Raw genomic sequence first — 20,354 nt, 5'->3', positions numbered from 1 at the left:
ATGCCCTCGCTGACCTCCCCGACCTCCACCGGGGCCGCCAGGACCCCCCGCTCCGTCACCGCCCGGCGGCTGACCGCGGTCTGCGCGACCCTGCTCGCCGCGCTGCTGTGCGCGCTGAGCGTCGGCGCGAACACCGCGTCCGCGCATGCCGCGCTCACCTCGACCGACCCGCGCGACGGATCGGTGGTGAAGACCGCGCCCTCGGAGGTCACACTGAACTTCTCGGAGGGTGTGCTGCTCTCCGACGACTCGGTGCGTGTGCTCGACCCCCAGGGCAAGCGCGTGGACACCGGGAAGCCCGGCCATGTGGCCGGCAGAACCTCGACCGCCGCGATCAAGCTGCACTCCGGGCTGCCGGACGGCACGTTCACGGTGGCGTGGAAGGTGGTCTCGGAGGACAGCCACCCGGTCAACGGCGCGGTCACCTTCTCCATCGGCGCCCCGTCCAAGACCAAGGTCAAGGTGTCCAAGGGCGGGGAGTCCGACACCACCGTCGGCACGCTGTACGGGATCGGGCGCTACGCGGCCTACGGCGGTTTCGCGGCCCTGCTCGGCGCGAGTGTGTTCGCCGGGGTCTGCCGCTCCTCCCGGTCGGTCCGCAAGATCGCCGTCGGTGGCTGGGTGACGCTCTTCGCCGCCACCCTGGCGCTGTTGCTGCTGCGCGGCCCGTACACCGACGGCAAGGGGATCGGCGCGGTCTTCGACCTCGGCGGGCTCGGTGATGTGCTGGCGACCAAACCGGGCGCGGCGATGCTGTCGCGGCTGCTGCTGCTCGGCGCGGCGGCGGTCTTCCTGGCGGTGCTCTTCGGTACGTACACCCGGCGCACCGAGGAGGCCGAGGCCGCGAAGGCGGCGGGCGATGACGAGAGTTACGCGGAGCTCGACCACGGGCGCCGTCAGGACCTGGCCTTCGGGCTCGGCTTCGGCGGCACGGTGGTCGCGGTCGGGCTGGCCGCGACCTGGGCGATGGCCGAACACGCCTCCGTCGGCATCCAGAAGGAGCTGGCGATGCCGGTGGACGTGGTCCATCTGCTCGCGGTCGGGGTGTGGCTGGGCGGCCTGGCGTCACTGGCGGTGGCGCTGCGCGCGGGCGAACCGGTCGGGCGGACGGCGGTGCGCCGCTTCTCCCGGCTGGCCTTCGGCTCGGTGGTGGCGCTGGTGCTCACCGGCGTCTACCAGTCGTGGCGCCAGGTGGGTTCGTGGAAGGCGCTGACCGGCACCGAATACGGGAAGTGGCTGCTGCTCAAGGTCGGTCTGATGGCGGTACTGGTGGGAATCGCCGCGGTCTCGCGCCGCTGGACGGGCCGTCTGATGGACACCGCGCAGAACGACGCCGAGACGGACGAAAAGGCCAGTGGCAAGGCGAAGGCGAAGGCCAAGGTCACGGCGGCGGCGTCGGCCGGACGAGCGGGCCGTACCGCCGACGCCGGTACCGGCTCCGCCTCCGGCTCCGCCGGGAAGGGCGACGCGTCGGAGGACGGCACCGGCGCCGACGCCGCGGACGACCCCGTACGCACCGCCCAGCTCGCCCGCCAGCGCGCGGCCATCGACAAGACCGCCACCCAGCGCACGCGGGACGCCGATCCGGTGCGCAGCGGACTGCGCCGCTCGGTGCTGGCCGAAACGGTCGTGGCCGTGGTGCTGCTCGCGGTGGCCACCGTGCTCAGCGGCACCCAGCCCGGCCGGGCCGAGAGCGGGCAGCCCGCCGCCGCTGCCGCGCCCGATCCGCTGGGCGTCGACCCGGTGAGCGTGGAGATCCCGTACAACACCGGGAGCAAGAGCGGCAGCGGCAAGGCCGTGGTCATGCTCGACCCGGCGCTCGCCGGGGACAACTCGCTCCATGTCTTCCTCCTCGACCGGGCCGACCGGCCCGTGGACGCCGAGGAGGTCAAGCTGTCCCTGACCCTCAAGAAGAAGGCCATCGGGCCGCTCCGGGTACCGCTGAACCACCTGTCCACCGGACACTGGAGCACCGCGAATGTGCGGCTGCCCCTGGGTGGCGACTGGCGGATCTCCCTGACCGTACGCACCTCCGACATCGACCAGGTGACGGAGACCAAGAACGTGAAGATCGCGCAATGAGCACTGAGCAGCCCACTCGGCGAGAGCCGGAAGACAGCCCCGGGACGGACGTCCGGACCGACTCCCCGCAGGACGCGTCGCAGAGCCCCGGCGCGCGGATCTCCCGGCGCCGTCTGCTGGGCACGGCGGGCGCCGCGGGCGCGGCCGGGCTGGTGGCGGGCGGCGCCGCCGGTGCGTACGCCGCCGAGGCCAGGCGCTCGGATCCGGAGCCGCTCACCTCGGTGGGCAGCACCACCGTGTCCTTCCACGGCAGACACCAGGCGGGGATCACCACCCCGCTCCAGGCCCACGGTCATCTGGTCGCCTTCGACCTGGCCCCCGGCGCGGACCGCACGGCGGCCGCCGCGCTGCTGCGCCGCTGGTCGAGGACGGCCGGACAGCTGACCGAGGGCGAGACGCCGCCGGACGACACCGGGATCGCGCTCGACGCGGGCCCCTCCGCCCTCACCGTCACCTTCGGTTTCGGCCGGACCTTCTTCGGCCGGGCGGGGCTGAAGGACCAGCTGCCGGAGGCGCTGGCTCCGCTCCCCGACTTCGCCTCGGACGCGCTGGACAGGGGGCGCAGCAACGGCGATCTGTGGATCCAGATCGGCGCCAACGACGGGCTCGTCGCCTTTCACGCGCTGCGCGCGCTCCAGCGCGAGGCGCGCGGCACGGCCAGGCTGCGCTGGCAGATGAACGGCTTCAACCGCACACCCGGCGCCACCGGCCATCCCATGACGGCCCGCAATCTGATGGGCCAGATCGACGGCACCAACAACCCCAAGCCGTCGGACGAGGACTTCCAGCGGCGGATCTTCGTCCCCGCGAAGGGCGAACCCGCCTGGATGGCACACGGCTCCTACGCGGTGGTCCGGCGGATCCGGATGCTGCTGGACTCCTGGGACCACCTCTCCCTGGAGCGCCAGGAGAAGGTGGTCGGACGCCGCAAGTCCGACGGCGCCCCGCTGTCCGGCGGTACGGAGGACACTCCCGTCCGGCTGGACAAGGTGAACGGCGACGGCTCGCTGGCCATCGCCGGAGCGGCCCATGTCCGGGTGGCGGCGCCCGCGTCGAACCAGGGCGCGGCCATGCTGCGACGGCCCTTCTCGTACCACGACGGATTCCGTGAGGACGGGGCGCCGGACGCCGGGCTGCTGTTCATCGCCTGGCAGGCGGATCCGATGAAGGGGTTCGTTCCGGTGCAGCGGAAGCTGGACCTGGGCGACGATCTCTCGCGCTTCCTGCGGCACGAGGCGAGCGCGCTGTTCGCGGTGCCGGGCGGCTGCGCTCCGGGAGAGTACGTCGGTCAGGCACTCTTGGAAGGATGAGCCGCCGAATCCACCCGGCCCGCCGGATCCCGCGGAACCGCCGGGCCTCCCGGGCCTCGGGCTGTCCCCGGTCGGCGGCGCCGTGCGGGTGCCGCTGGGTATCGTGGCAGTTCTCGTCAGATCACAGGGAGCCACCGTGATGTCGGCCAACCGCTATACGTACCTGGGCCCCGAGGGCACCTTCACCGAGGCTGCGCTGCGGTCCATGCCGGAGGCCGCCACGCGCGAGCTGGTCCCCATGGTCTCGGTCCCGGCCGCCCTGGACGCCGTGCGCACCGGCGCGGCGGCGGCCTCCCTGGTGCCGATCGAGAACTCGGTGGAGGGCGGGGTCAACGCGACCCTCGACGAGCTGGCCACCGGCGAACCGCTGATGATCTACCGCGAGGTGCTGCTCTCGATCAGCTTCGCGCTGCTGGTCCGGCCGGGCACGGCGCTGACGGACATCAAGACGGTGACCGGGCATCCGGTCGCCCAGCCGCAGGTGCGCAACTGGCTGGCGGGGAATCTGCCGGACGCCCAGTGGGAGTCGGCGGCCTCCAACGCGGACGGTGCCCGGCTGGTGCAGGAGGGACGGTACGACGCGGCGTTCGCGGGCGAGTTCGCGGCCCCGAGGTACGGTCTGGAGCCGCTGGTCAGCGAGATCCATGACGCGCAGAACGCGATGACCCGCTTTGTGCTGGTCGGCCGTCCCGCGCGGCCCGCCGCCCGGACCGGGGCGGACAAGACGTCCGTGGTGATCTGGCTCGGCGACGACCACCCGGGTGCGCTGCTGGAACTGCTGCTGGAGTACTCGGCGCGCGGGGTCAACCTGATGCGGATCGAATCCCGCCCGACCGGGGAGGGCATCGGCCGCTACTGCTTCTCGGTGGACTGCGAGGGGCACATCACCGACCGGCGGGTGGGCTCGGCGCTGATGGGGCTGAAGCGCATTTGCCCGAAGGTGCGCTTCCTGGGCTCGTATCCGCGGGCGGGCGTGGAGTCGGCGGAGATCGCGCCGCTGCGGCACGGCACCTCGGACGAGGCGTTCACGGAGGCGGCGGAGTGGCTGGCGCGCTGTCAGGACGGGCGAGCCTGAACTTCGCGGACGCCGGTTGACGGCGCCGTCCCCAGGGTGACGGGGAAAGTTATCCACAGGCTGCGCCCGTCCGCTGGGGATAAGTCGACAGACCAGTCGGACATTGTCGACAGATCGCCGCAGTCGACCCATTCCTTGTCATCGCTGGACAGAGGGCATCCGTCACCACAATTCGATTGACCAACTCTTTGGAGTGAGCCATTCCCCTCTCAAAGAGTGTGTGAACGAGGTTTGATAGGGGAATCCATCGCCGAGCACTCGCGGGACCAAATGATCACCCCGACATCCACAGATCTCGCGCACAGGCTGTGGATAACTCACGGCGTCCGGCCCGCCCCCTGTGGACAACTCGCGGTCAACTCGCCCCGCGCACAAGGAAAACCGTCACCCCGAGCCCTTCGCTTTGCCCCTTTTCGGGGAATGCATACATATTCCTTGACGACGGGCGTCACAGAAATTCCCCCGGTTTCCCACAGCCACTAAAAGGTGCAAATAAGGACACAAAGGAATATCGCGTCGAGGGCGCGAGGTCACACCGGTAACCTGGTGGGGTGATTGACCTTCGCCTGCTCCGTGAGGACCCCGATCGTGTGCGCGCCTCCCAGCGCGCTCGTGGAGAGGACGTCGGCCTCGTCGACGCGCTCCTGACCGCCGACGAGCGGCGCAGGTCCTCCAGTGTCCGCTTCGACGAGCTGCGCGCCGAGCAGAAGTCGCTCGGCAAGCTCATCCCCAAGGCCGCCGGCGACGAGAAGGCCGAGCTGCTCAAGAAGGCCGGCGAGCTGTCCGCGGCGGTCAAGGCGGCCGACGCCGAGCAGGACGAGGCCGCCGAGGAGACCCAGCGGCTGCTGATCCAGCTGGGCAACCTCGTCCACCCGGAGGTCCCGGTGGGCGGCGAGGACGACTTCCGCGTCCTGGAGACGGTCGGCACCCCGCGCGACTTCGCGGCCGAGGGCATCACCCCCAAGGACCACCTGGAGCTCGGCGAGCTGCTCGGCGCGATCGACACCGAGCGCGGCGCCAAGGTCTCCGGCTCCCGCTTCTACTACCTGACGGGCGTCGGCGCGCTGCTGGAGCTCGCCCTGGTGAACGCGGCGATGGCGCAGGCCACCGCGGCGGGCTTCACCCCGGTGCTCACCCCGGCGCTGGTCAAGCCGAAGGCCATGGAGGGCACCGGCTTCCTCGGCCAGGCCGCGGACGACGTCTACCGCCTCGACAAGGACGACCTCTATCTGGTGGGCACCTCCGAGGTGCCGCTGGCCGCGTACCACATGGACGAGATCCTGGACGCGGGCGAACTGCCGCGGCGCTACGCCGGGTTCTCCTCCTGCTTCCGCCGCGAGGCCGGGTCGTACGGCAAGGACACCCGGGGCATCTTCCGGGTGCACCAGTTCGACAAGGTGGAGATGTTCGTCTACACCACCCCGGAGGAGGCCGAGGCCGAGCACCAGCGGCTGCTGGAGTGGGAGAAGCAGTGGCTGAGCTCGCTGGAGCTGCCGTTCCGGGTGATCGACCTGGCCTCGGGTGACCTGGGCTCCTCGGCCACGCGGAAGTTCGACTGCGAGGCGTGGATCCCGACCCAGGGCAAGTACCGCGAGCTGACCTCCACGTCCAACACCACCGAGTTCCAGTCGCGTCGGCTGTCGATCCGGATGCGCGAGGGCAAGAAGGTGCGCCCGCTGGCCACGCTCAACGGCACGCTGTGCGCAGTGACCCGGACGATCGTCGCGATCCTGGAGAACCACCAGCAGGCCGACGGCTCGGTGCGGGTGCCCGAGGTGCTGCGGCCGTTCCTGGGCGGACGCGAGGTGCTGGAGCCGGTCACCCGGTGAGCGACGCACGCGCGGACGCCGGGCCGCAGAGCGCGGAGACGCTGCCGTACCGACTGATCGCCACCGACCTCGACGGGACCCTGCTGGGCCCCGCGCACACCGTCTCGGCGCGTACGCGTGCCGCGCTCGCCACGGCCACCGCCGCGGGTGCCGCGCACATCGTCGTCACCGGGCGGACCGTGCCGGTGGCCCGGCACATACTGGACGACCTCGGTTACCAGGGGCTCGCGGTGTGCTCGCAGGGCGCCCAGCTCTACCACGCGGGCGAGCACCGGCTGCTGACTTCCGTCACCCTGGACCGCAAGCTGGCGGTGCTGGCGCTGGAGAAGATCCAGGCGGAGATCGGCCCGCTGGCCCTGGCCGCGGCCCGTGACGGTCTCGACGGCGAGATACTGTTCGGCCCCGGTTACCGGATGGGTTACGACATGGAGCCCGCCTCCGTCACCGACCCGGACGCGTTCTGGACCGCACCCATCAGCAAGCTCTACATCCAGCACCCCCGGCTGGACGACGACGCGCTCGCGGACGCCGCCCGGATCGCCGCCGGAGGGCTGGTCGGGGTGACCGTGGCGGGCACCGGTCTGGTGGAGCTGCTGCCGCTGGGGCTGACGAAGGCCACGGGGCTGTCGCTGGCCGCCCGGCGGCTGAAGGTGACCGCGGCCGACACCATCGCCTTCGGCGATATGCCCAATGACATCCCGATGCTGAAGTGGGCGCGGCACGGCGTCGCGATGGCCAACGCGCACGACGGGCTCAAGGCCGTGGCCGACGAGATCACCGCCTCGAACGCGGAGGACGGGATCGCGGTGCTTCTGGAGCGGCTCTTCCCCATCGCGTCACACTGACCGGGTGGCCCACGGGGGTGGGCCACTCGGCGTCGGTACGGCGCTGGGCTCAGCCGCTGCGATGCGCTCAGCGGCTGCGCTGGGCTCAGCCCAGGATCTTCACCGCCTGGTAGTACGTCCACGCGGTGCTGTTGCAGGCGGCCTTGCTGGCACCGCCGTAGTTGTTGCAGACGCGCTTGAGGTCCTCGTAGAAGGCGCTGTCGATCCGGGCCTTGTTGGCATCGAAGATCCCCATAGCCTTGTGGTTGCGATAGCCGAAGTCATGGCGGGCACAGGCGGTCTGGAAGGGGAAGCCGAACGGGTTGTCGGGCGATGAGCTGCAATAGTCGGTCGACCAGTCGAAGGCGTAGGCGGCCCAGGCCCCTTGGTTGTTGCGGGCCGAGAGCCAGGCGTTGTAGCTGTCGGCACTGGTCTGGGTCCAACTGGCGAGCACCTGCTGTTTGTCCGCGGGTACGGCCTGGGCGGGAGAGGCGAGGGCGACGGTGGCGGCCGTGGTGACCGCGGTGGCGGCAAGACTCATGGCAAGACGACGCATGTGAGGGGTTACCTCCGTCTTTTGCGTTGTGACGCGCCATCACTGCTTTTGTGAGTGAGGGAAGATGGCGCGACGTGGGGGGAGTACCTGCTTTCAGAGTTCGACAGGTCCCTGACAAGCGTCAAGATCTGTACGGTCGTCTGGATGAACAGAATTCAACCATTCAGGATTCAGAGATTCCTACCAACTCGCCTTTTCACCAAGGGCGTTGGTGCCTCAGCCCTCGCTCAGAGGGGACGCCGTGCCGCACCGCGTGGAGCGACCGGCAGCGGCCCCGGTCCCTTGACCCTCCGGATCATGGGGGAGCTCTCCATATGCCGTATGGCGGGCAGCGCGGCGATCCGCGTCGTCAGATAGCGGTAGAACGCCGGAGCATCCGCGCAGACCACGATGGCCAGCAGATTGTTGGGGCCGGTGGTCGCGCCGGCGAACGCCACCTCCGGATGGTCCGCGAGCGCCCGGCCGGTGGCCTCCAGCTCCGACGGTGGCACCGACAACCACAGGGCGGTGACGATGCCCGTCCGGAACACCTGGTGGTCGTAGTCGACATCGAAGTAGAGAGTGCCGTCGGCGCGCAGATCGGCGAGCCGACGGCGGACGGTCGACTGCGACCAGCCGGTGGCAGCGGCCAGTTGGGCCAGTGGCGCTCGCCCGTCCTGCCCGAGCACCCTCAGCATCGTGCGGTCGTCAGCGGCGAGCGGCCCGCGGGGGCCCCGCGAACGGTCCGGCTCGGGCAGCCGCAGCCGCTCGGCCTGCTCGTCGGTGAGCGCTCCGGACTTGGTGATCAGACCCTGCGAGCCGCCGTAGAACTCATGCAGCACACAGTGTGCGCTCACGCCCACCACCCGGGGCGTCTGGGGCAGTTTGCGCAGCAGCAGTGTGTCGCTGTCCGCTTCGGTGGCTGCCCGCGTCAGCGCGACCACCTCGGTGCCCTCGGACATCAGGCTGACCCATGAGGTGTCCTCGCGGCGGGCCAGTGCCTCGGCCACCGCCTCCGCGGTGTCCGGCATGCACTGCACCCGCACCAGCCAGACCAGTTCACCGAGCGCGGCGGGATCGGTGAGTCCCAGCACCCGGATCGTCCGTGTGGTGCGCAGCCGCGTGTAGCGGCGCGCCACGGTCTGGTCGGACACGCCCAGCACCTCGGCGATCCGGGAGAACGGAGCCCGCCCATCGAGCTGGAGGGCGTACACCAGCGCCCGGTCCAGGTCGTCGATGTTGTCGGATTCCATCGCAGCACGCTAGCCGGTGTCGGATAGCGCCGTGTTCCCGGGGCGGGCTGGAGCATTTCCGGAGCCCCGGCGACGGTGAGGAGCACGGGGGTGCGGCGTACGGGCCGGGCCCCGGCCCGATGTCCCGGAGTACCTGATGCGCAGCCCTTGGTGGCCACTGGTGGCCATCACCCTCGGCAATTTCATGTTGCTGATAGACGTCACGATCGTGAACACGGCGCTGCCGGAGATGGCGCACGGCCTTGATGCCTCCTTCACCTCTCTCCAGTGGGTGATGGACATCTACGCGCTGGCGCTCGCCGCGCTGCTGATGACGGCCGGTTCGGCCGCCGATCTCTTCGGCCGTCGGCGGCTGTACCTGGCGGGGCTCACCGTCTTCGCCCTCTCCTCGCTGGCCTGTGGGCTGGCGCCGGACGCGGGGGTGCTGATCGCCGCCCGCGCGGTGCAGGGGGTGGGGGCCGCGGCCATGTTCGCCACCAACACCCCGCTGCTGATGGCCACCTACAGCGGCCGCGCCCGCGGGATCGCCTTCGGGGTGTGGGGCGGCACCAGCGGGGCGGCCGTGGCAGCCGGGCCGGTGCTGGGCGGTGTGCTGACCGAGTACGCCGACTGGCGGGCGATCTTCCTGGTCAACCTGCCGCTGACGGCACTGGCGGTGTGGATCACGCTCCGTACGGTCGGCGAATCGCGCGGTGCGCCGGGGGCGCGGATCGACTGGCCGGGCGCCGCCGCCTTCACCCTGTGCGCCGGGTCCCTCACCTATGGGCTGATGCGGGGTGGTGAGGAGGGCTGGGCCGACACCGGCGCGGTCGCCTCGCTGGTCACCGCGGCCGTCGCGCTGATCGTGTTCATCGCGGTGGAGCGCGGGGTGCGGCAGCCGCTGCTGGATCTGCGGCTGCTGCGCCGTCCCTCCTTCGCGGTGCTGATGGCCGCCGCTCTGCTGCTCCAGGCCGCCGCGTTCCCCTATCTCACCTATGCGGGGTTGTGGCTCCAGTCGGTGCTGGAGCTGAGCCCGGTGCGGGCAGGGCTCGCGGTGACCCCGATGGCCGGGGCCTCGCTGGTCGTCGGCGCGGCGGGCGGACGGCTGCTGGAGAAGGTCGCCCCGGGGCGGGCACTGGGCGGCGGACTGCTGCTGATCGGTGCGGGCGCGCTGCTCAACGCCGCGCTGCTGGAGCCTGGTTCGGGCTGGCAGGTGCTGGTCCCGGGGATGATCACGGCCGGTTTGGGGGTCGGTCTCGCCATGCCGGTCCTGGTCTCCGCCGCCCTGGACGCCGCCCCGCCGGAGCGCGCGGGAATGGCCAGCGGCGCGGTCAACACCTTCCGGCAGCTGGGGTACGCACTCGGCATCGCCGTGCTGGGCACGGTGTTCGCGTCGCGAGTCCGCGAGGCGGTCGATGCCGACGGAACCGTTCCGCCCCGGGCTGCCGGACAGGCGGCCGAGGCGATCAGCGGCGGCCAGGCCGACGCGGTGATCGCCGCGGCGCCCCGGGGACAGCGCGATGCGGCACGGACCCTGGTCCACGAATCGTTTGTGACCGGACTCGACCGCATCTGCCTGATCTCCGGAATCACCGCCCTGGCCGCGGGTCTGCTGGTGCTGGCGGTGGTCCGAGGCCGCCCCGCCTCCGCGCACCCCACATCACCGGACACCAAGGCCCCCACCGAAACGGTTCCCGCTTAGGTCCTGTCCTGTCGATCTTCGTGGATCAGCCCGCGGCGTCTGGTGAGGGGGCGCCCCCCAGCGGTAGCTGGGGGAGGATCGCAGGAGGGTCGTCCTCGTACTGGGCGTACTCGGAAGATCCCGACAACGCGGCGAGGCGCGGTGCCAGGCGTCGCGGGCCCGCGAAGATCGGCAGGACAGGGCCCAGCCGCCGCGGCCGAGACGATAGGCGGCGTACGTGTCGGCGGCTTGCGCCGAACCGGCGCCCGCCTCAACAGCGCCCGCACCGCCGTCGCGGTGCGGGCGCCGGGCCGCGGCCAAGGCCCGTCGGTAGAGGGGCGGGTCGGCACCCGCCCCGGGTGCACGCCGTACGGTCCGGATCCGGTCGGGCGTGGCCGGGAGCGGGTTGCCGCCCTGGGCGCCGCATAGATCGTCGTCCTGATCCCAACTCCAAGTCAATCCTCAGGATTTCTTCCAAACCCCTTAGCAGTAGCTTGGGTTGATGACCTTGGACGATCTCCGCGCTTTCACGGCCGTCTGCGACTCCGGCAGCCTCAGTGCCGTCGCCCGCGATCTGGGCTGTACCCAGTCGGCGGTGAGCCAGCGCGTCAAGCGGCTCGAACGCGAGCTGGGAATCGTCCTGTTGGAGCGACGTCCGCGCGGAGTGGCGCCCACCCAGGCCGGGTTGATCCTGCACCGGGCGGCGGCCGACGGACTGGTCGGCCTCGACCACGCGCTGCGGCGGCTGCGCGACCTGCGGCAGGGCGGCGGCGGTACGGTGCGCGTCACCACCGGGGCGACGACCGTACGGCACTTCATGTCGGCCGGGGTGGTGGCCTTCCGGCGGCGCCATCCGCGGGTGAACCTGGAGTTCCAGACCGAGAACTCCAGCCGCCGCTGCTTCGAGGCGCTGGCCGCCGGCACCGCCGATCTGGCCTGGATCACCATCGGTTCGCCGGCACGCGGTATCGAACCGCGGCCAGTTCTGGAGCTGCCGTGGGTGCTGGCCGTCCACGCCGGTGATCCGCTCGCCGAGCGCACCGAGATCGGTCCCGGGGAGCTGGCGTCCATCCGGCACATCCGGCTGCCGGAGAACTCCGTCTCCCGGCACCGGTTGGAGGAGCACCTCACCCGCCAGGGCACCGAACCGGTCTCGACCACCAGCGTGGCCGACTGGGACACCGCCATCCTGCTGGCCGAACTGGGGCTGGGGCACGCCGTGGTGCCCGCGCTGCCGGGGTGGCGGGAGCCGGTCGCCCATCCGGCACTACGGCTGATCCCGATCCCCTCACTGCCGCCGCTGGCCACCGGGTGGGCGGCACGACGGTGGGACGCGCTGAGCCCGGTGGCCGTGGAGTTCGCCGAGACGGTCGCGGCGGAACTGACGGCGGACGGCCCACGGGCGCGACCGGTGGCCGGGCCGGAGCCGGATCCCGGCGTCACCCGTACAGCGCGGTGACCGAGGCCGCCGCGGCGGCCAGTTCGGCGCGGACCTCGGGCGGATCCAGCACCTCCACCTCCGCCCCGAACTGGAGCAGGTGGCGCGTCGCGACCAGCTGCGGATAGGCGAGGTCCACCTCGGCCCACTCCGCATCGCCCCCGATCTCCTGCGCCTGTGCCACCAGCGAGCCCACGATCCGCAGGAAGCGGTCGAGCCCGCTGCGCCGCACCCGGGCCCGTACCCGCAGCGGCATCGGCCGCTCCTCGATCCCGCGCCGCAGCTCCTCCCACACCTCCTTCAACTCGGCACCGGGGCGGCGGCGCACCGGTGCGTCGACGAGCGACGCGGCGGCGACGCGGTCGGCGCGGAAGAGCCGAGGGGTGCCGTCGCGGTCGGCGACCAGGTACCAGACCCCGGCCTTGGCGACGAGCCCGTAGGGGTCGACGGTGTAGTCGTTCAGCGCGGTCTGCCCGCCGTGGCGGTAGCGGATACGCAGTCTGCGGTCGGTCAGTACGGCGGTCTGGAGTACGGCGAGATCGGCCTCCGGCGCGGGGTGGGACCACCAGCGGCCGGGGTCGACGAGGATCCGGCGGCTCGTGAGCTCGGCGGCGGGCCGGTGCGCGGCCGGGAGCGCGGCCATCACCTTGCGCAGGGCGGAGCCGAGGGCGCTGTCGAGGCCGAGCGCGGCATGGGTGCTCTGCGCGACCAGGACGAACAGCGCCCTGGCCTCATCGGAGGTCAGTCCGGTGACATCCGTGCGGAAGCCGGGGAGCAGGGTGATTCCGCCGTGCCGGCCGCGTTCGGCGTAGACCGGCACCCCGGCGGCGGACAGGGACTCCACATCGCGGTAGATGGTGCGGGTCGAGACCTCCAGCCGCTCGGCGAGTTCCACGGCGGTGACCCGGCCACGGGTCTGGAGGAGCAGCAGGATCGAGAGCAGCCGGTCGGATTTCACAGGAGTGAGCCAAGGAAACGCCGGGGCCCGGTGTCAACACCGGTGGCGACAACACACCGGTGGCGGCGGCCGTCTCCACGACCGCCGCCACCGGCGACAACAGGGGGTGCGTCCGAACGGCTCACTCCTCACCGGCGACGGTGAGCGTGCGCAGCTTGCTGCCCGCGTACCAGGTCGTCGCCACGGTCACGGCGACCAGCAGCACCACGGCGGTGGGCAGTCCGACCGCCGAGGTGATCAGATCGCCCTCGCCGATCTTCTGGGCCAGGGCCAGCGCCCACTGCTGGACACTGAGCGTGCGCGCCCCGGAGATCAGGCTGCCGAACAGCGCCTCCCACACCAGGGCGTAGAGCAGGCTCGCGACCACCGCATGCCGGGTGACGGTGCCCAGCAGCAGGAAGATCGCGCTGTAGGCGACGGAGGCCACGGCGGCGGCGACGGCGTAGGCGACCGCGAGCTGATGGCCGTTGCCGTTCAGGATGAAGCCCGCGAGCAGGGTGGGGATCGCGGAGAAGGCGGCCGTGACGCCGATCGCGACGATCAGCTTGGTGACGATGATCGTGGGCCGCTTCACCGGCTTGGCCAGCAGATAGAGCACCGAACCGTCGTCGATCTCCGGGCCGATCGCGCCGGTACCGGCGATCACGCCGATCAGCGGAACCATGGTGGCGATCGCGAAGCCGCCGAGGATGCCGTCGGCCGTGCCGTCGTCGGCACCGGTCAGTACCCGTACCGCCAACGCGATGATCAGCAGCAGTGCGGGCAGTGAGAACAGGATCAGCGCACGGCGGCGGCCGAGCAGGGCCCGGTAGGTGAGCCGGGCGACGGTCGGATGGTAGAGCGAGGACATCGCTGTGGGCTCCTTTCAGGCCGCGACGAGGTAGGAGAAGACGCTCTCCAGGGACTCGTCGGAGGGCGAGACCGTGAGGAGCCGGATGCCCTGGTCGCGGGCGACCCGGGGCAGCAGTTCGGTGAAGCGGGTGAAGTCGACGGCCTGGATGTGCAGTCCGCCGTCCACCCCGCCACCGGCATCGACCTGGATACCGGTGGTCGACGGATCGGCGATGAGGGCCGCCGCGAGCGCCCGGTCGTCGCTGGAGCGCACCAGGTAGCGGTGCGGACGGTCGGTCATCAGACGGCGGATCTTGCGGAAGTCACCGGAGGCGGCATGCCGTCCGGCGACGATCACCTCGATATGGGCGGCGAGTTGCTCGACCTCCTCCAGGATGTGCGAGGAGAACAGCACGGTCCGGCCCTCGGCGCCCATCCGCCGCAGCAGCTCCATCAGCTGCATGCGCTGGCGCGGGTCCATCCCGTTGAACGGCTCGTCGAGCAGCAGCACCGACGGCTCATGGACCAGGGCGGAGGCCATCTTCACCCGCTGGCGCATGCCCTTGCTGTAGGTGGAGATCTTCCGCGACCCGGCGTAGTCCATCTCGACGGTGTCCAGCGCCTTGCGCGCGGCGGCGCGCGGATCGGGCAGCCCGTGCAGTTCGGCGTTGGCGATGACAAATTCGCGGCCGGTGAGGAAGTCGTACATCCCCTCCCGCTCGGGGACGAGCCCGATGTGGCGGTACACCTGCTCATTGCGCCAGATCGGGGCGCCGTCGAGGGTGACGGTCCCGGTGGAGGGCGCCAGGAACCCGGCCATCATGTTGATCAGTGTGGACTTGCCCGCGCCGTTGGGTCCGAGAAGGCCGGTGACCCCGGGGCCGATCGTCATGGTCACGTCGTTGACGGCCACGACGTTCCCGAACCAGCGGGAGACATTGTCGATGGCGATCGTGGTCACAGCCCGACCTTTCGGTAGCGGCGCATCAGCAGGCCGTACGAGCCGGCGGTCAGGCCGAGGAGGACGAGGAGGTAGACAAGGCCGGTCCCGGTGCCGGGGCCGAACTCGCCGGGGAAGGCGGAGGTGGCGCCGAGGAACGCGGTCTGTACCCCGTCGACGAGGGTGATCGGCGAGAAGAGGCCGAGCCAGCTGACCGCGTCGGTGTTGCCCTGGTCCCAGGCGATGGCCTGAATGGTGCTCACCGCGCCGTAGGAGATGGTCAGTACGGCGATGACGGCGGCGACACCGAAGCCGCGGCGCGGTGTCATGGCGGCGATGACCAGGCCGATACCGGCGAAGAGGAGCGAGAGCAGAGCCACGGAGACCAGTCCTTGTGCGAAGCCCTTCGTCTGGTCGGCGAAGTCCAGCTTGGCGAGCAGGGCCCCGATGTAGAGGATCAGCAGGGGCATCGCGGTGAGGAAGAAGAGCGCGGACGCGAGGGCGGCGAACTTGGCCACCACATAGTCCTCGGTCTTGATGGGCCGGGAGAAGTAGAGCGGGATCGTCTTGAAGCGCAGATCGCGGGAGACGGACTGCGGTGCCTGGGCGGCGGTGTAGAGGCCGATGACGGCCTGGAGCATGATCGCGTATCCGGTGTACTCCACGGGGAGCTTGTTCGCCTTGGTGGCGACGGCCACCGCGACGATGATCGCGGCGGGCACGCACATCACGGCGAGCATCAGCATCGGCCCGACCTTGGACTTCGCCGAGCGACCGAGGCCGTAGGCGCCGCGCAGGCTCTGGGAGAAGAGCGAGCGGCGGGCGTAGGCGCGGCCCAGACGGGCGCCCTCGTAGTGCCGGTAGCCGATGTTGTGGATGACGTCGGTGCGCTGCTGGGGCACGGTCTCAGGCGGCATCGACGGCACCTCCCTTCCCGTGGGCGCCGGTTGCGTCCGCGCCGGAGGTCCCCGTGGTGTGGTCGGAGGAGTTCGCGGAGGCGTCCGCGGAGTCGTCGGAGTCGTCGGAGCGGAAGATCTCCGCGATGCGGTGGCGGCGCTGTTCCATCCGGACCAGGCCGAGGCCGAGTTCGGCGATGGCGTCGCGGACCGTGTCGTAGGTCCCCTCCCCGGCCACGTCGACCAGCAGCACATGGTCGGAGGCGGGCGCCCCGTCGGCGCCGCGTCCGGCGGGCTGGACGGTGAGCCCCGCGCGGTCGAGCGCGGCGCGCAGCACACCGGTGCCGTCCGGGTGCTCGGCGGTGTCGGTGACCTCGACCGCGAGGGAGGCCGTGACCTGGGTGAAGTCGCTGGTGGAGCTGGAGCGGAGCAGCTTGCCGCCGTCGATGACCACCACGTGGTCGCAGGTGCGCTCCAGCTCGCCGAGCAGATGCGAAGTGACCAGGACCGAAATGCCGAAGTCCGTGTAGACGCGGCGGATGAGGGCGAGCATGTCGTCCCGGCCGACCGGGTCGAGGCCGTTGGTCGGCTCGTCCAGCAGCACCAGCCGCGGGTCGTGCACCAGTGCCTGGGCCAGCTTGACCCGCTGCTTCATACCCGTCGAGTAGCCGCCGATGGGTCGGTACCGCTCCTCGTACAGGCCCACATGGCGCAGGGTGTCGGCCGTGCGCTCCCGGGCGGCGGACGGTGGCAGCCCGGACATGCGCGCCATGTGGACGACGAACTCGGTGGCCGAGACATCGGGCGGCAGACAGTCGTGCTCGGGCATATAGCCGACGCTCTCGCGGATGGTGCTGCCATCCTTGGCCACGTCGAGGCCGAGCACGGTGGCACGCCCCTCGCTGGCGGGGGAGAGACCGAGCAGGATCTTGATCAGGGTGGACTTGCCGGCACCGTTGGCACCCACCAGGCCGGTGACGCCCGGTGTGATGTCGACGGAGAGCCGGTCGAGAGCGGTGACCCTGGGGAACCGCTTGCTCAGGCTTTCGGTGGCGATCACAGTCACGTGTTCGACAGTAGTGGGCCGAGCCACACTCGACGTCAGTCCTGACGGCTGGATTTCCCTAGTCCTCGGGTCGCACGTGCCCGTAGGGGAACGGCACCCCCAGGAGGGGGTTACCCCGGGTATCCACAGGGGCGGACGGCCCTCTTGACGGCGATTTCGAACGCCGAGCATGGTCGTCCTGGCACGGTTCGCCGGTTCATGCGTGGAAAGCGCCGTGAAGACGCCGTTCATGCGGGGACGACGCCGGGTTCATGCGCGGAAGCCGATGTCCGCGCGGAAGGGGAGGACAGCGTGACGGACGGGATCGCGGCAGCGGCCGAGCGCACGATCCGCACGGGAGAGGTGGAGCTGTGCGTCGCCGAGCTCGGTGATCCCGCGCGGCCCACGGTGGTGCTGCTGCACGGCTATCCGGACAGCAAGGAGGTGTGGGCCGAGGTCGCCACCCGCCTCGCCTCCGACGGCGCGGGCTTCCATGTCGTGCTGTACGACGTGCGCGGCTGCGGCCGCTCCACGGCCCCGAAGCCGCTGCGCGGCGGCTTCACCCTGGAGAAGCTCACCGATGACTTCCTGGCCGTGATCGACGCGGTCTCCCCGGGCCGGCCGGTCCATCTGGTGGGCCACGACTGGGGCTCGGTGCAGTCCTGGGAGTTCGTCACGGTCCCGCGCGCCCAGGGGCGGATCGCCTCGTTCACCTCGCTGTCGGGCCCCTGCCTGGACCACTTCGGCCACTGGATCAGAAAGCGGCTGACCCGGCCCACCCCGCGCCGTATCGCCCAACTGCTGGGCCAGTCCGCCCGCTCCTGGTACGTGGGCGCGCTGCATACGCCCCGGCTTCCGGAGGCGCTGTGGCGCGGTCCGCTCGGCCGGTCCTGGCCGGGCGTTCTGGAGCGCGTCGATCGGGTGCCGAGCGACGGCTATCCGACCGCGTCGCTTCCCGATGACGCCGCCCACGGCGCCTGGCTCTACCGGGACAACGTCCGCGAGCGGATCCGCCGACCCCGTCCGGACGCCTATGCCCACGCCCCGGTCCAGCTGATCGTCCCGACCCAGGACCCCTTTCTCTCCCAGCGGCTCTACGACGATCTGGAGAGCTGGGTGCCGGATCTGACGCGGCGCACCCTCGCCGCCCGCCACGGCATGCCCCGCTCCCGGCCGGACCAGCTCACCGCGTGGATCACCGAGTTCATCACCTCGGTGGAGGAGGGTGCTCCACGCCCCGGGGCGGCCTCGCCCGGTCCGTACGCCCAGCGGTTCGGCGGCCGGCTGGTGCTGGTGACGGGCGCGGCGGGCGCCGTCGGCCGGGCCACCTGCCTCGCCTTCGCCGCGGCGGGAGCCCGGGTGATCGCCGTGGACCAGGACGCGGAGGCCGCGGCGCACACCGCCTCGCTGGCACGCTCGGCCGGTGCGCCGCACGCCTGGGCCGAGGCCGTGGACATCGCGGACGAGCGAGCCGTGGAGAAGCTGGCCCACAAGGTCTCCGCCGAGTACGGCGTGGTCGATGTGCTGGTCAACGATGCCGAAGTGGGGCTCTCCGGCGCCTTCTTGGACACCTCGGCGGACGCCTGGCGCCGGGTGCTGGACACCAATCTGTGGGGCGTCATCCACAGCTGCCGGGCCTTCGGCGGCCAGATGGCCGACCGTGGCCAGGGCGGCCATATCGTCAACACGGCGTCGGCCGCCGCCTTCCGTCCGTCGCGGACGCTGTCCGCCTACGGCGCCTCCCAGGCGGCCGTGGTGCGGCTGAGCGAATCCCTGCGCGCCGAGCTGGCGGGCCGGGACATCGGCGTCTCGGTGATCTGCCCCGGCTATGCCCGCACCCGGGACGACCGGCCCGCCCGGCTGCTGGCGCCCCGTGCGTACCCACCGGAGAAGGTCGCGGACGCGATCCTGCGGGCCGTGCTGCGCAATGCCGCGGTGGTGCCGGTGACACCGGAGGCGAAGGCCGCGGCCGTGCTGTCCCGGGTCGCCCCGGTATCGCTGCGCGCGGCCGCGCGGCTGGGGCGGCGGCCGAGGTGAGGCGGTGACGCCCTAAGGGACACGGGGGCGCCGGGCGGTGACCTACAGGCCCGGCGCACCCCAGACCGGGAACCAGCGGCTCAGGTCCTCCTCGATCCGCAGATCGTCCCCGAGCATCGCCCGCACCTGGAGTTCGAGTCCGTTGTCCCGCTTCTCCCCACCGCCCGGCAGCGGTGCGAAGGGGTAGAACGTGCCTCGCTTGTAGAGGTACACCAGCGCCAGCGAACGGCCGTCGGCCGCGTTCCGGAAACCGAGCAGGGAGCACAGCAGCTGCGGGCCGAACCCCCCGTCCTGGAGCAGGGTGTTGACCGCGTGCAGATCGTTCACCAGGGCGGCCACATCGTCCGGCGGCTGCCGGGCCAGCAGCCAGGTGTAGCCGTATCCGTCCCGGCCGAACTCCACCGGCACCCCGCCCCGTCCGGTGTCCGAGTCCAGCAGCTCCGATACATCGCGCTGGAGCTGAGCGAAGGCACCGCCCTCCACACTGGCGAAGCACACCGACCCCAGCCCGGTGGGGGTGAACCCCGCCCCCGCCTCCAGCGTGACCGCGGCCCCCGGCAGCCCGAAGAGCCGGTCGAGATCGGGGCGTACGGGCTTGCTGCGGCCGAGGACGACGTCCCAGAACCCCACGCTCCTCAGCCCCTTCCCGCCTGGCCGAGCTGCGCCGAGATCCGGCCGAGCTGGTCGAGCCGCTGCTCCAGCGTCGGATGCGAGGACAGCAGCCGGCTCATGCTCCCCCCGGAGAGCGCCGGGGCGAACCAGAACGCGTTGTACGGCTCGGCCTTGCGCAGATCCCGGGTGGGGATCCGGGCCATCTGCCCCGTCACCTTGGTCAGCGCGGCGGCGAGTGCCGAGGGCCGCCCGGTCAGCAAGGCGGCGGCCCGGTCGGCGCTCAGCTCGCGGTAGCGGGACAGCAGCCGGGTCAGCAGAAAGCTGATCGCGTAGACCACGGCACTGACCAGCGGGATGAGCAGGACGGCGATGGCGGTGTTGTTGTCGCGACCGCCGCCGCGGGTGAGCCCGCCCCACAGCGCGACCCGGGTCATCATCCCGGCCAGCACCCCGAGGAACGAGGCGATGGTCATCACCGCCACATCACGGTGGGCCACATGCGACAGCTCATGGGCGAGCACCCCCTCCAGCTCGTCCGGCTCCAGCCGCCGCAGCAGACCGGTGGTCGCGCACACCAGGGCGCTGCGCTGGTTGCGGCCGGTGGCGAAGGCGTTGGGCACATCCGTATCGGCGATCGCCACCCTCGGCTTGGGCATATCGGCGAGGGCACACAGCCGGTCCACCGCGCCGTGCAGCTCGGGCGCCTGCTCCGGAGTGACCTCCCGCGCGCCCATGCTGTAGGCCGCGATCCGGTCACTGAACCAGAACTGCGCCACGAACAGCCCGCCCGCGAGGATCAGGATCAGCGGCCAGGCGCCCCTCACCAGCGCCAGCAGCACACCGACGAAGACCACGTAGAGCAGACCGATGAAGAACATCGTGGTCACCATGCGGGTGGTCAGCCCTCGGTCCGGGGCGTATCGGGTACGCGCCATGAGTGCCTCCACAGGGACTGCGGCAGCGAAATCCTCTATACCCGATTCTGCCCCTTATGCCGACCTTTACCGCTTGTGGCGGTCCTCACCGCCG

The 20,354-nt window shown here is 71.3% G+C and carries 17 protein-coding genes; 8 read left to right on the top strand and 9 right to left on the bottom strand.

Annotated features, from left to right (window positions below):
- The 5 genes from AC4BEG_RS17250 to AC4BEG_RS17230 all read left to right on the top strand — a co-directional run bounded on the left by AC4BEG_RS17250 (position 1) and on the right by AC4BEG_RS17230 (position 7,141).
- Positions 1-2,082 (top strand): copper resistance CopC/CopD family protein, encoded by a 2,082-nt coding sequence (locus tag AC4BEG_RS17250; protein ID WP_490706756.1) that lies wholly within the window; start codon positions 1-3, stop codon positions 2,080-2,082.
- Complete coding sequence (efeB, locus tag AC4BEG_RS17245; protein WP_490706755.1) at positions 2,079-3,392, top strand: iron uptake transporter deferrochelatase/peroxidase subunit; 1,314 nt, start codon at positions 2,079-2,081, stop codon at positions 3,390-3,392. Before AC4BEG_RS17250 ends, efeB begins: the two co-directional genes overlap by 4 nt.
- Positions 3,393-3,531: 139 nt before the next feature.
- Entirely contained in the window at positions 3,532-4,467 is a 936-nt protein-coding gene (gene pheA, locus AC4BEG_RS17240) for a prephenate dehydratase (RefSeq protein WP_490706754.1), read from the top strand.
- Between the two features lie 551 nt (positions 4,468-5,018).
- The gene (gene serS, locus AC4BEG_RS17235; protein ID WP_490706753.1) at positions 5,019-6,296 is read left to right on the top strand and encodes a serine--tRNA ligase; all 1,278 of its coding nucleotides are present in this window, start codon (positions 5,019-5,021) and stop codon (positions 6,294-6,296) included.
- On the top strand, positions 6,293-7,141 hold the full coding sequence (locus AC4BEG_RS17230; RefSeq protein WP_490706752.1) for an HAD family hydrolase: 849 nt from the start codon (positions 6,293-6,295) through the stop codon (positions 7,139-7,141). Before serS ends, AC4BEG_RS17230 begins: the two co-directional genes overlap by 4 nt.
- Positions 7,142-7,226: 85 nt before the next feature.
- Here AC4BEG_RS17230 and AC4BEG_RS17225 read toward each other — a convergent pair whose 3' ends face one another.
- Positions 7,227-7,676, bottom strand: a complete 450-nt coding sequence (locus AC4BEG_RS17225) for a phospholipase (RefSeq protein ID WP_490706751.1) — start codon at positions 7,674-7,676, stop codon at positions 7,227-7,229.
- 227 nt (positions 7,677-7,903) lie between these two features.
- Complete coding sequence (locus AC4BEG_RS17220) at positions 7,904-8,908, bottom strand: Lrp/AsnC family transcriptional regulator (RefSeq protein WP_490706750.1); 1,005 nt, start codon at positions 8,906-8,908, stop codon at positions 7,904-7,906.
- Positions 8,909-9,044: 136 nt separating this feature from the next.
- Between AC4BEG_RS17220 and AC4BEG_RS17215 the strand changes: the two genes are divergently transcribed.
- Together AC4BEG_RS17215 and AC4BEG_RS17210 are read left to right on the top strand one after the other, a co-directional pair.
- Complete coding sequence (locus tag AC4BEG_RS17215; protein ID WP_490706749.1) at positions 9,045-10,589, top strand: MFS transporter; 1,545 nt, start codon at positions 9,045-9,047, stop codon at positions 10,587-10,589.
- A gap of 481 nt (positions 10,590-11,070) precedes the next feature.
- Positions 11,071-12,027 carry a LysR family transcriptional regulator gene (locus tag AC4BEG_RS17210; RefSeq protein WP_490706748.1) on the top strand — a complete coding sequence of 319 codons (957 nt, stop codon included), beginning with the start codon at positions 11,071-11,073 and terminating at the stop codon, positions 12,025-12,027.
- On the opposite strand, the gene AC4BEG_RS17205 is transcribed toward AC4BEG_RS17210, so the two are convergent.
- The 5 genes from AC4BEG_RS17205 to AC4BEG_RS17185 form a co-directional block, all read right to left on the bottom strand.
- Positions 12,008-12,964, bottom strand: a complete 957-nt coding sequence (locus AC4BEG_RS17205) for a helix-turn-helix transcriptional regulator (RefSeq protein WP_490706747.1) — start codon at positions 12,962-12,964, stop codon at positions 12,008-12,010. The two genes, AC4BEG_RS17210 and AC4BEG_RS17205, sit on opposite strands and share 20 nt — an antisense overlap.
- A 121-nt stretch (positions 12,965-13,085) precedes the next feature.
- Positions 13,086-13,814: an ABC transporter permease subunit gene (locus AC4BEG_RS17200; RefSeq protein ID WP_490706746.1), complete on the bottom strand. Its 729-nt coding sequence runs from the start codon at positions 13,812-13,814 to the stop codon at positions 13,086-13,088.
- Positions 13,815-13,829: 15 nt separating this feature from the next.
- Positions 13,830-14,756, bottom strand: a complete 927-nt coding sequence (locus AC4BEG_RS17195; protein WP_201872344.1) for an ABC transporter ATP-binding protein — start codon at positions 14,754-14,756, stop codon at positions 13,830-13,832.
- A complete protein-coding gene (locus AC4BEG_RS17190) occupies positions 14,753-15,652 on the bottom strand; it encodes an ABC transporter permease (RefSeq protein WP_490706745.1) in 900 nt (299 codons plus the stop codon). Before AC4BEG_RS17190 ends, AC4BEG_RS17195 begins: the two co-directional genes overlap by 4 nt.
- Positions 15,642-16,724 (bottom strand): ABC transporter ATP-binding protein, encoded by a 1,083-nt coding sequence (locus AC4BEG_RS17185; RefSeq protein ID WP_490706744.1) that lies wholly within the window; start codon positions 16,722-16,724, stop codon positions 15,642-15,644. The genes AC4BEG_RS17190 and AC4BEG_RS17185 overlap by 11 nt, the downstream gene beginning before the upstream one ends.
- 264 nt (positions 16,725-16,988) lie before the next feature.
- Between AC4BEG_RS17185 and AC4BEG_RS17180 the strand changes: the two genes are divergently transcribed.
- Positions 16,989-18,713: an SDR family oxidoreductase gene (locus AC4BEG_RS17180; RefSeq protein ID WP_490706743.1), complete on the top strand. Its 1,725-nt coding sequence runs from the start codon at positions 16,989-16,991 to the stop codon at positions 18,711-18,713.
- A 42-nt stretch (positions 18,714-18,755) separates the two neighbouring features.
- Here the strand turns inward: AC4BEG_RS17180 and pspAB are convergent, their stop codons facing one another.
- Positions 18,756-19,343: a PspA-associated protein PspAB gene (pspAB, locus tag AC4BEG_RS17175; RefSeq protein ID WP_490706742.1), complete on the bottom strand. Its 588-nt coding sequence runs from the start codon at positions 19,341-19,343 to the stop codon at positions 18,756-18,758.
- A 5-nt stretch (positions 19,344-19,348) separates the two neighbouring features.
- A complete protein-coding gene (gene htpX / locus AC4BEG_RS17170) occupies positions 19,349-20,260 on the bottom strand; it encodes a zinc metalloprotease HtpX (RefSeq protein ID WP_490706741.1) in 912 nt (303 codons plus the stop codon).
- Between the last annotated feature and the right edge of the window lie 94 nt (positions 20,261-20,354).

It is taken from the genome of Streptomyces sp. JLBJ103 (genome assembly GCF_058215575.1).
Note: the sequence above shows the minus strand (reverse complement) of the source record. Positions and strands in the feature narration are given on the sequence as shown.

Coding starts and splice junctions, on each gene's coding strand:
- AC4BEG_RS17225 (WP_490706751.1), bottom strand. CDS start 7,676: ATGCGTCGTCTTGCCATGAGTCTTGCCGCCACCGCGGTCACCACGGCC.
- pheA (WP_490706754.1), top strand. CDS start 3,532: ATGTCGGCCAACCGCTATACGTACCTGGGCCCCGAGGGCACCTTCACC.
- AC4BEG_RS17250 (WP_490706756.1), top strand. CDS start 1: ATGCCCTCGCTGACCTCCCCGACCTCCACCGGGGCCGCCAGGACCCCC.
- AC4BEG_RS17215 (WP_490706749.1), top strand. CDS start 9,045: ATGCGCAGCCCTTGGTGGCCACTGGTGGCCATCACCCTCGGCAATTTC.
- AC4BEG_RS17210 (WP_490706748.1), top strand. CDS start 11,071: ATGACCTTGGACGATCTCCGCGCTTTCACGGCCGTCTGCGACTCCGGC.
- AC4BEG_RS17220 (WP_490706750.1), bottom strand. CDS start 8,908: ATGGAATCCGACAACATCGACGACCTGGACCGGGCGCTGGTGTACGCC.
- AC4BEG_RS17190 (WP_490706745.1), bottom strand. CDS start 15,652: ATGCCGCCTGAGACCGTGCCCCAGCAGCGCACCGACGTCATCCACAAC.
- AC4BEG_RS17200 (WP_490706746.1), bottom strand. CDS start 13,814: ATGTCCTCGCTCTACCATCCGACCGTCGCCCGGCTCACCTACCGGGCC.
- efeB (WP_490706755.1), top strand. CDS start 2,079: ATGAGCACTGAGCAGCCCACTCGGCGAGAGCCGGAAGACAGCCCCGGG.
- htpX (WP_490706741.1), bottom strand. CDS start 20,260: ATGGCGCGTACCCGATACGCCCCGGACCGAGGGCTGACCACCCGCATG.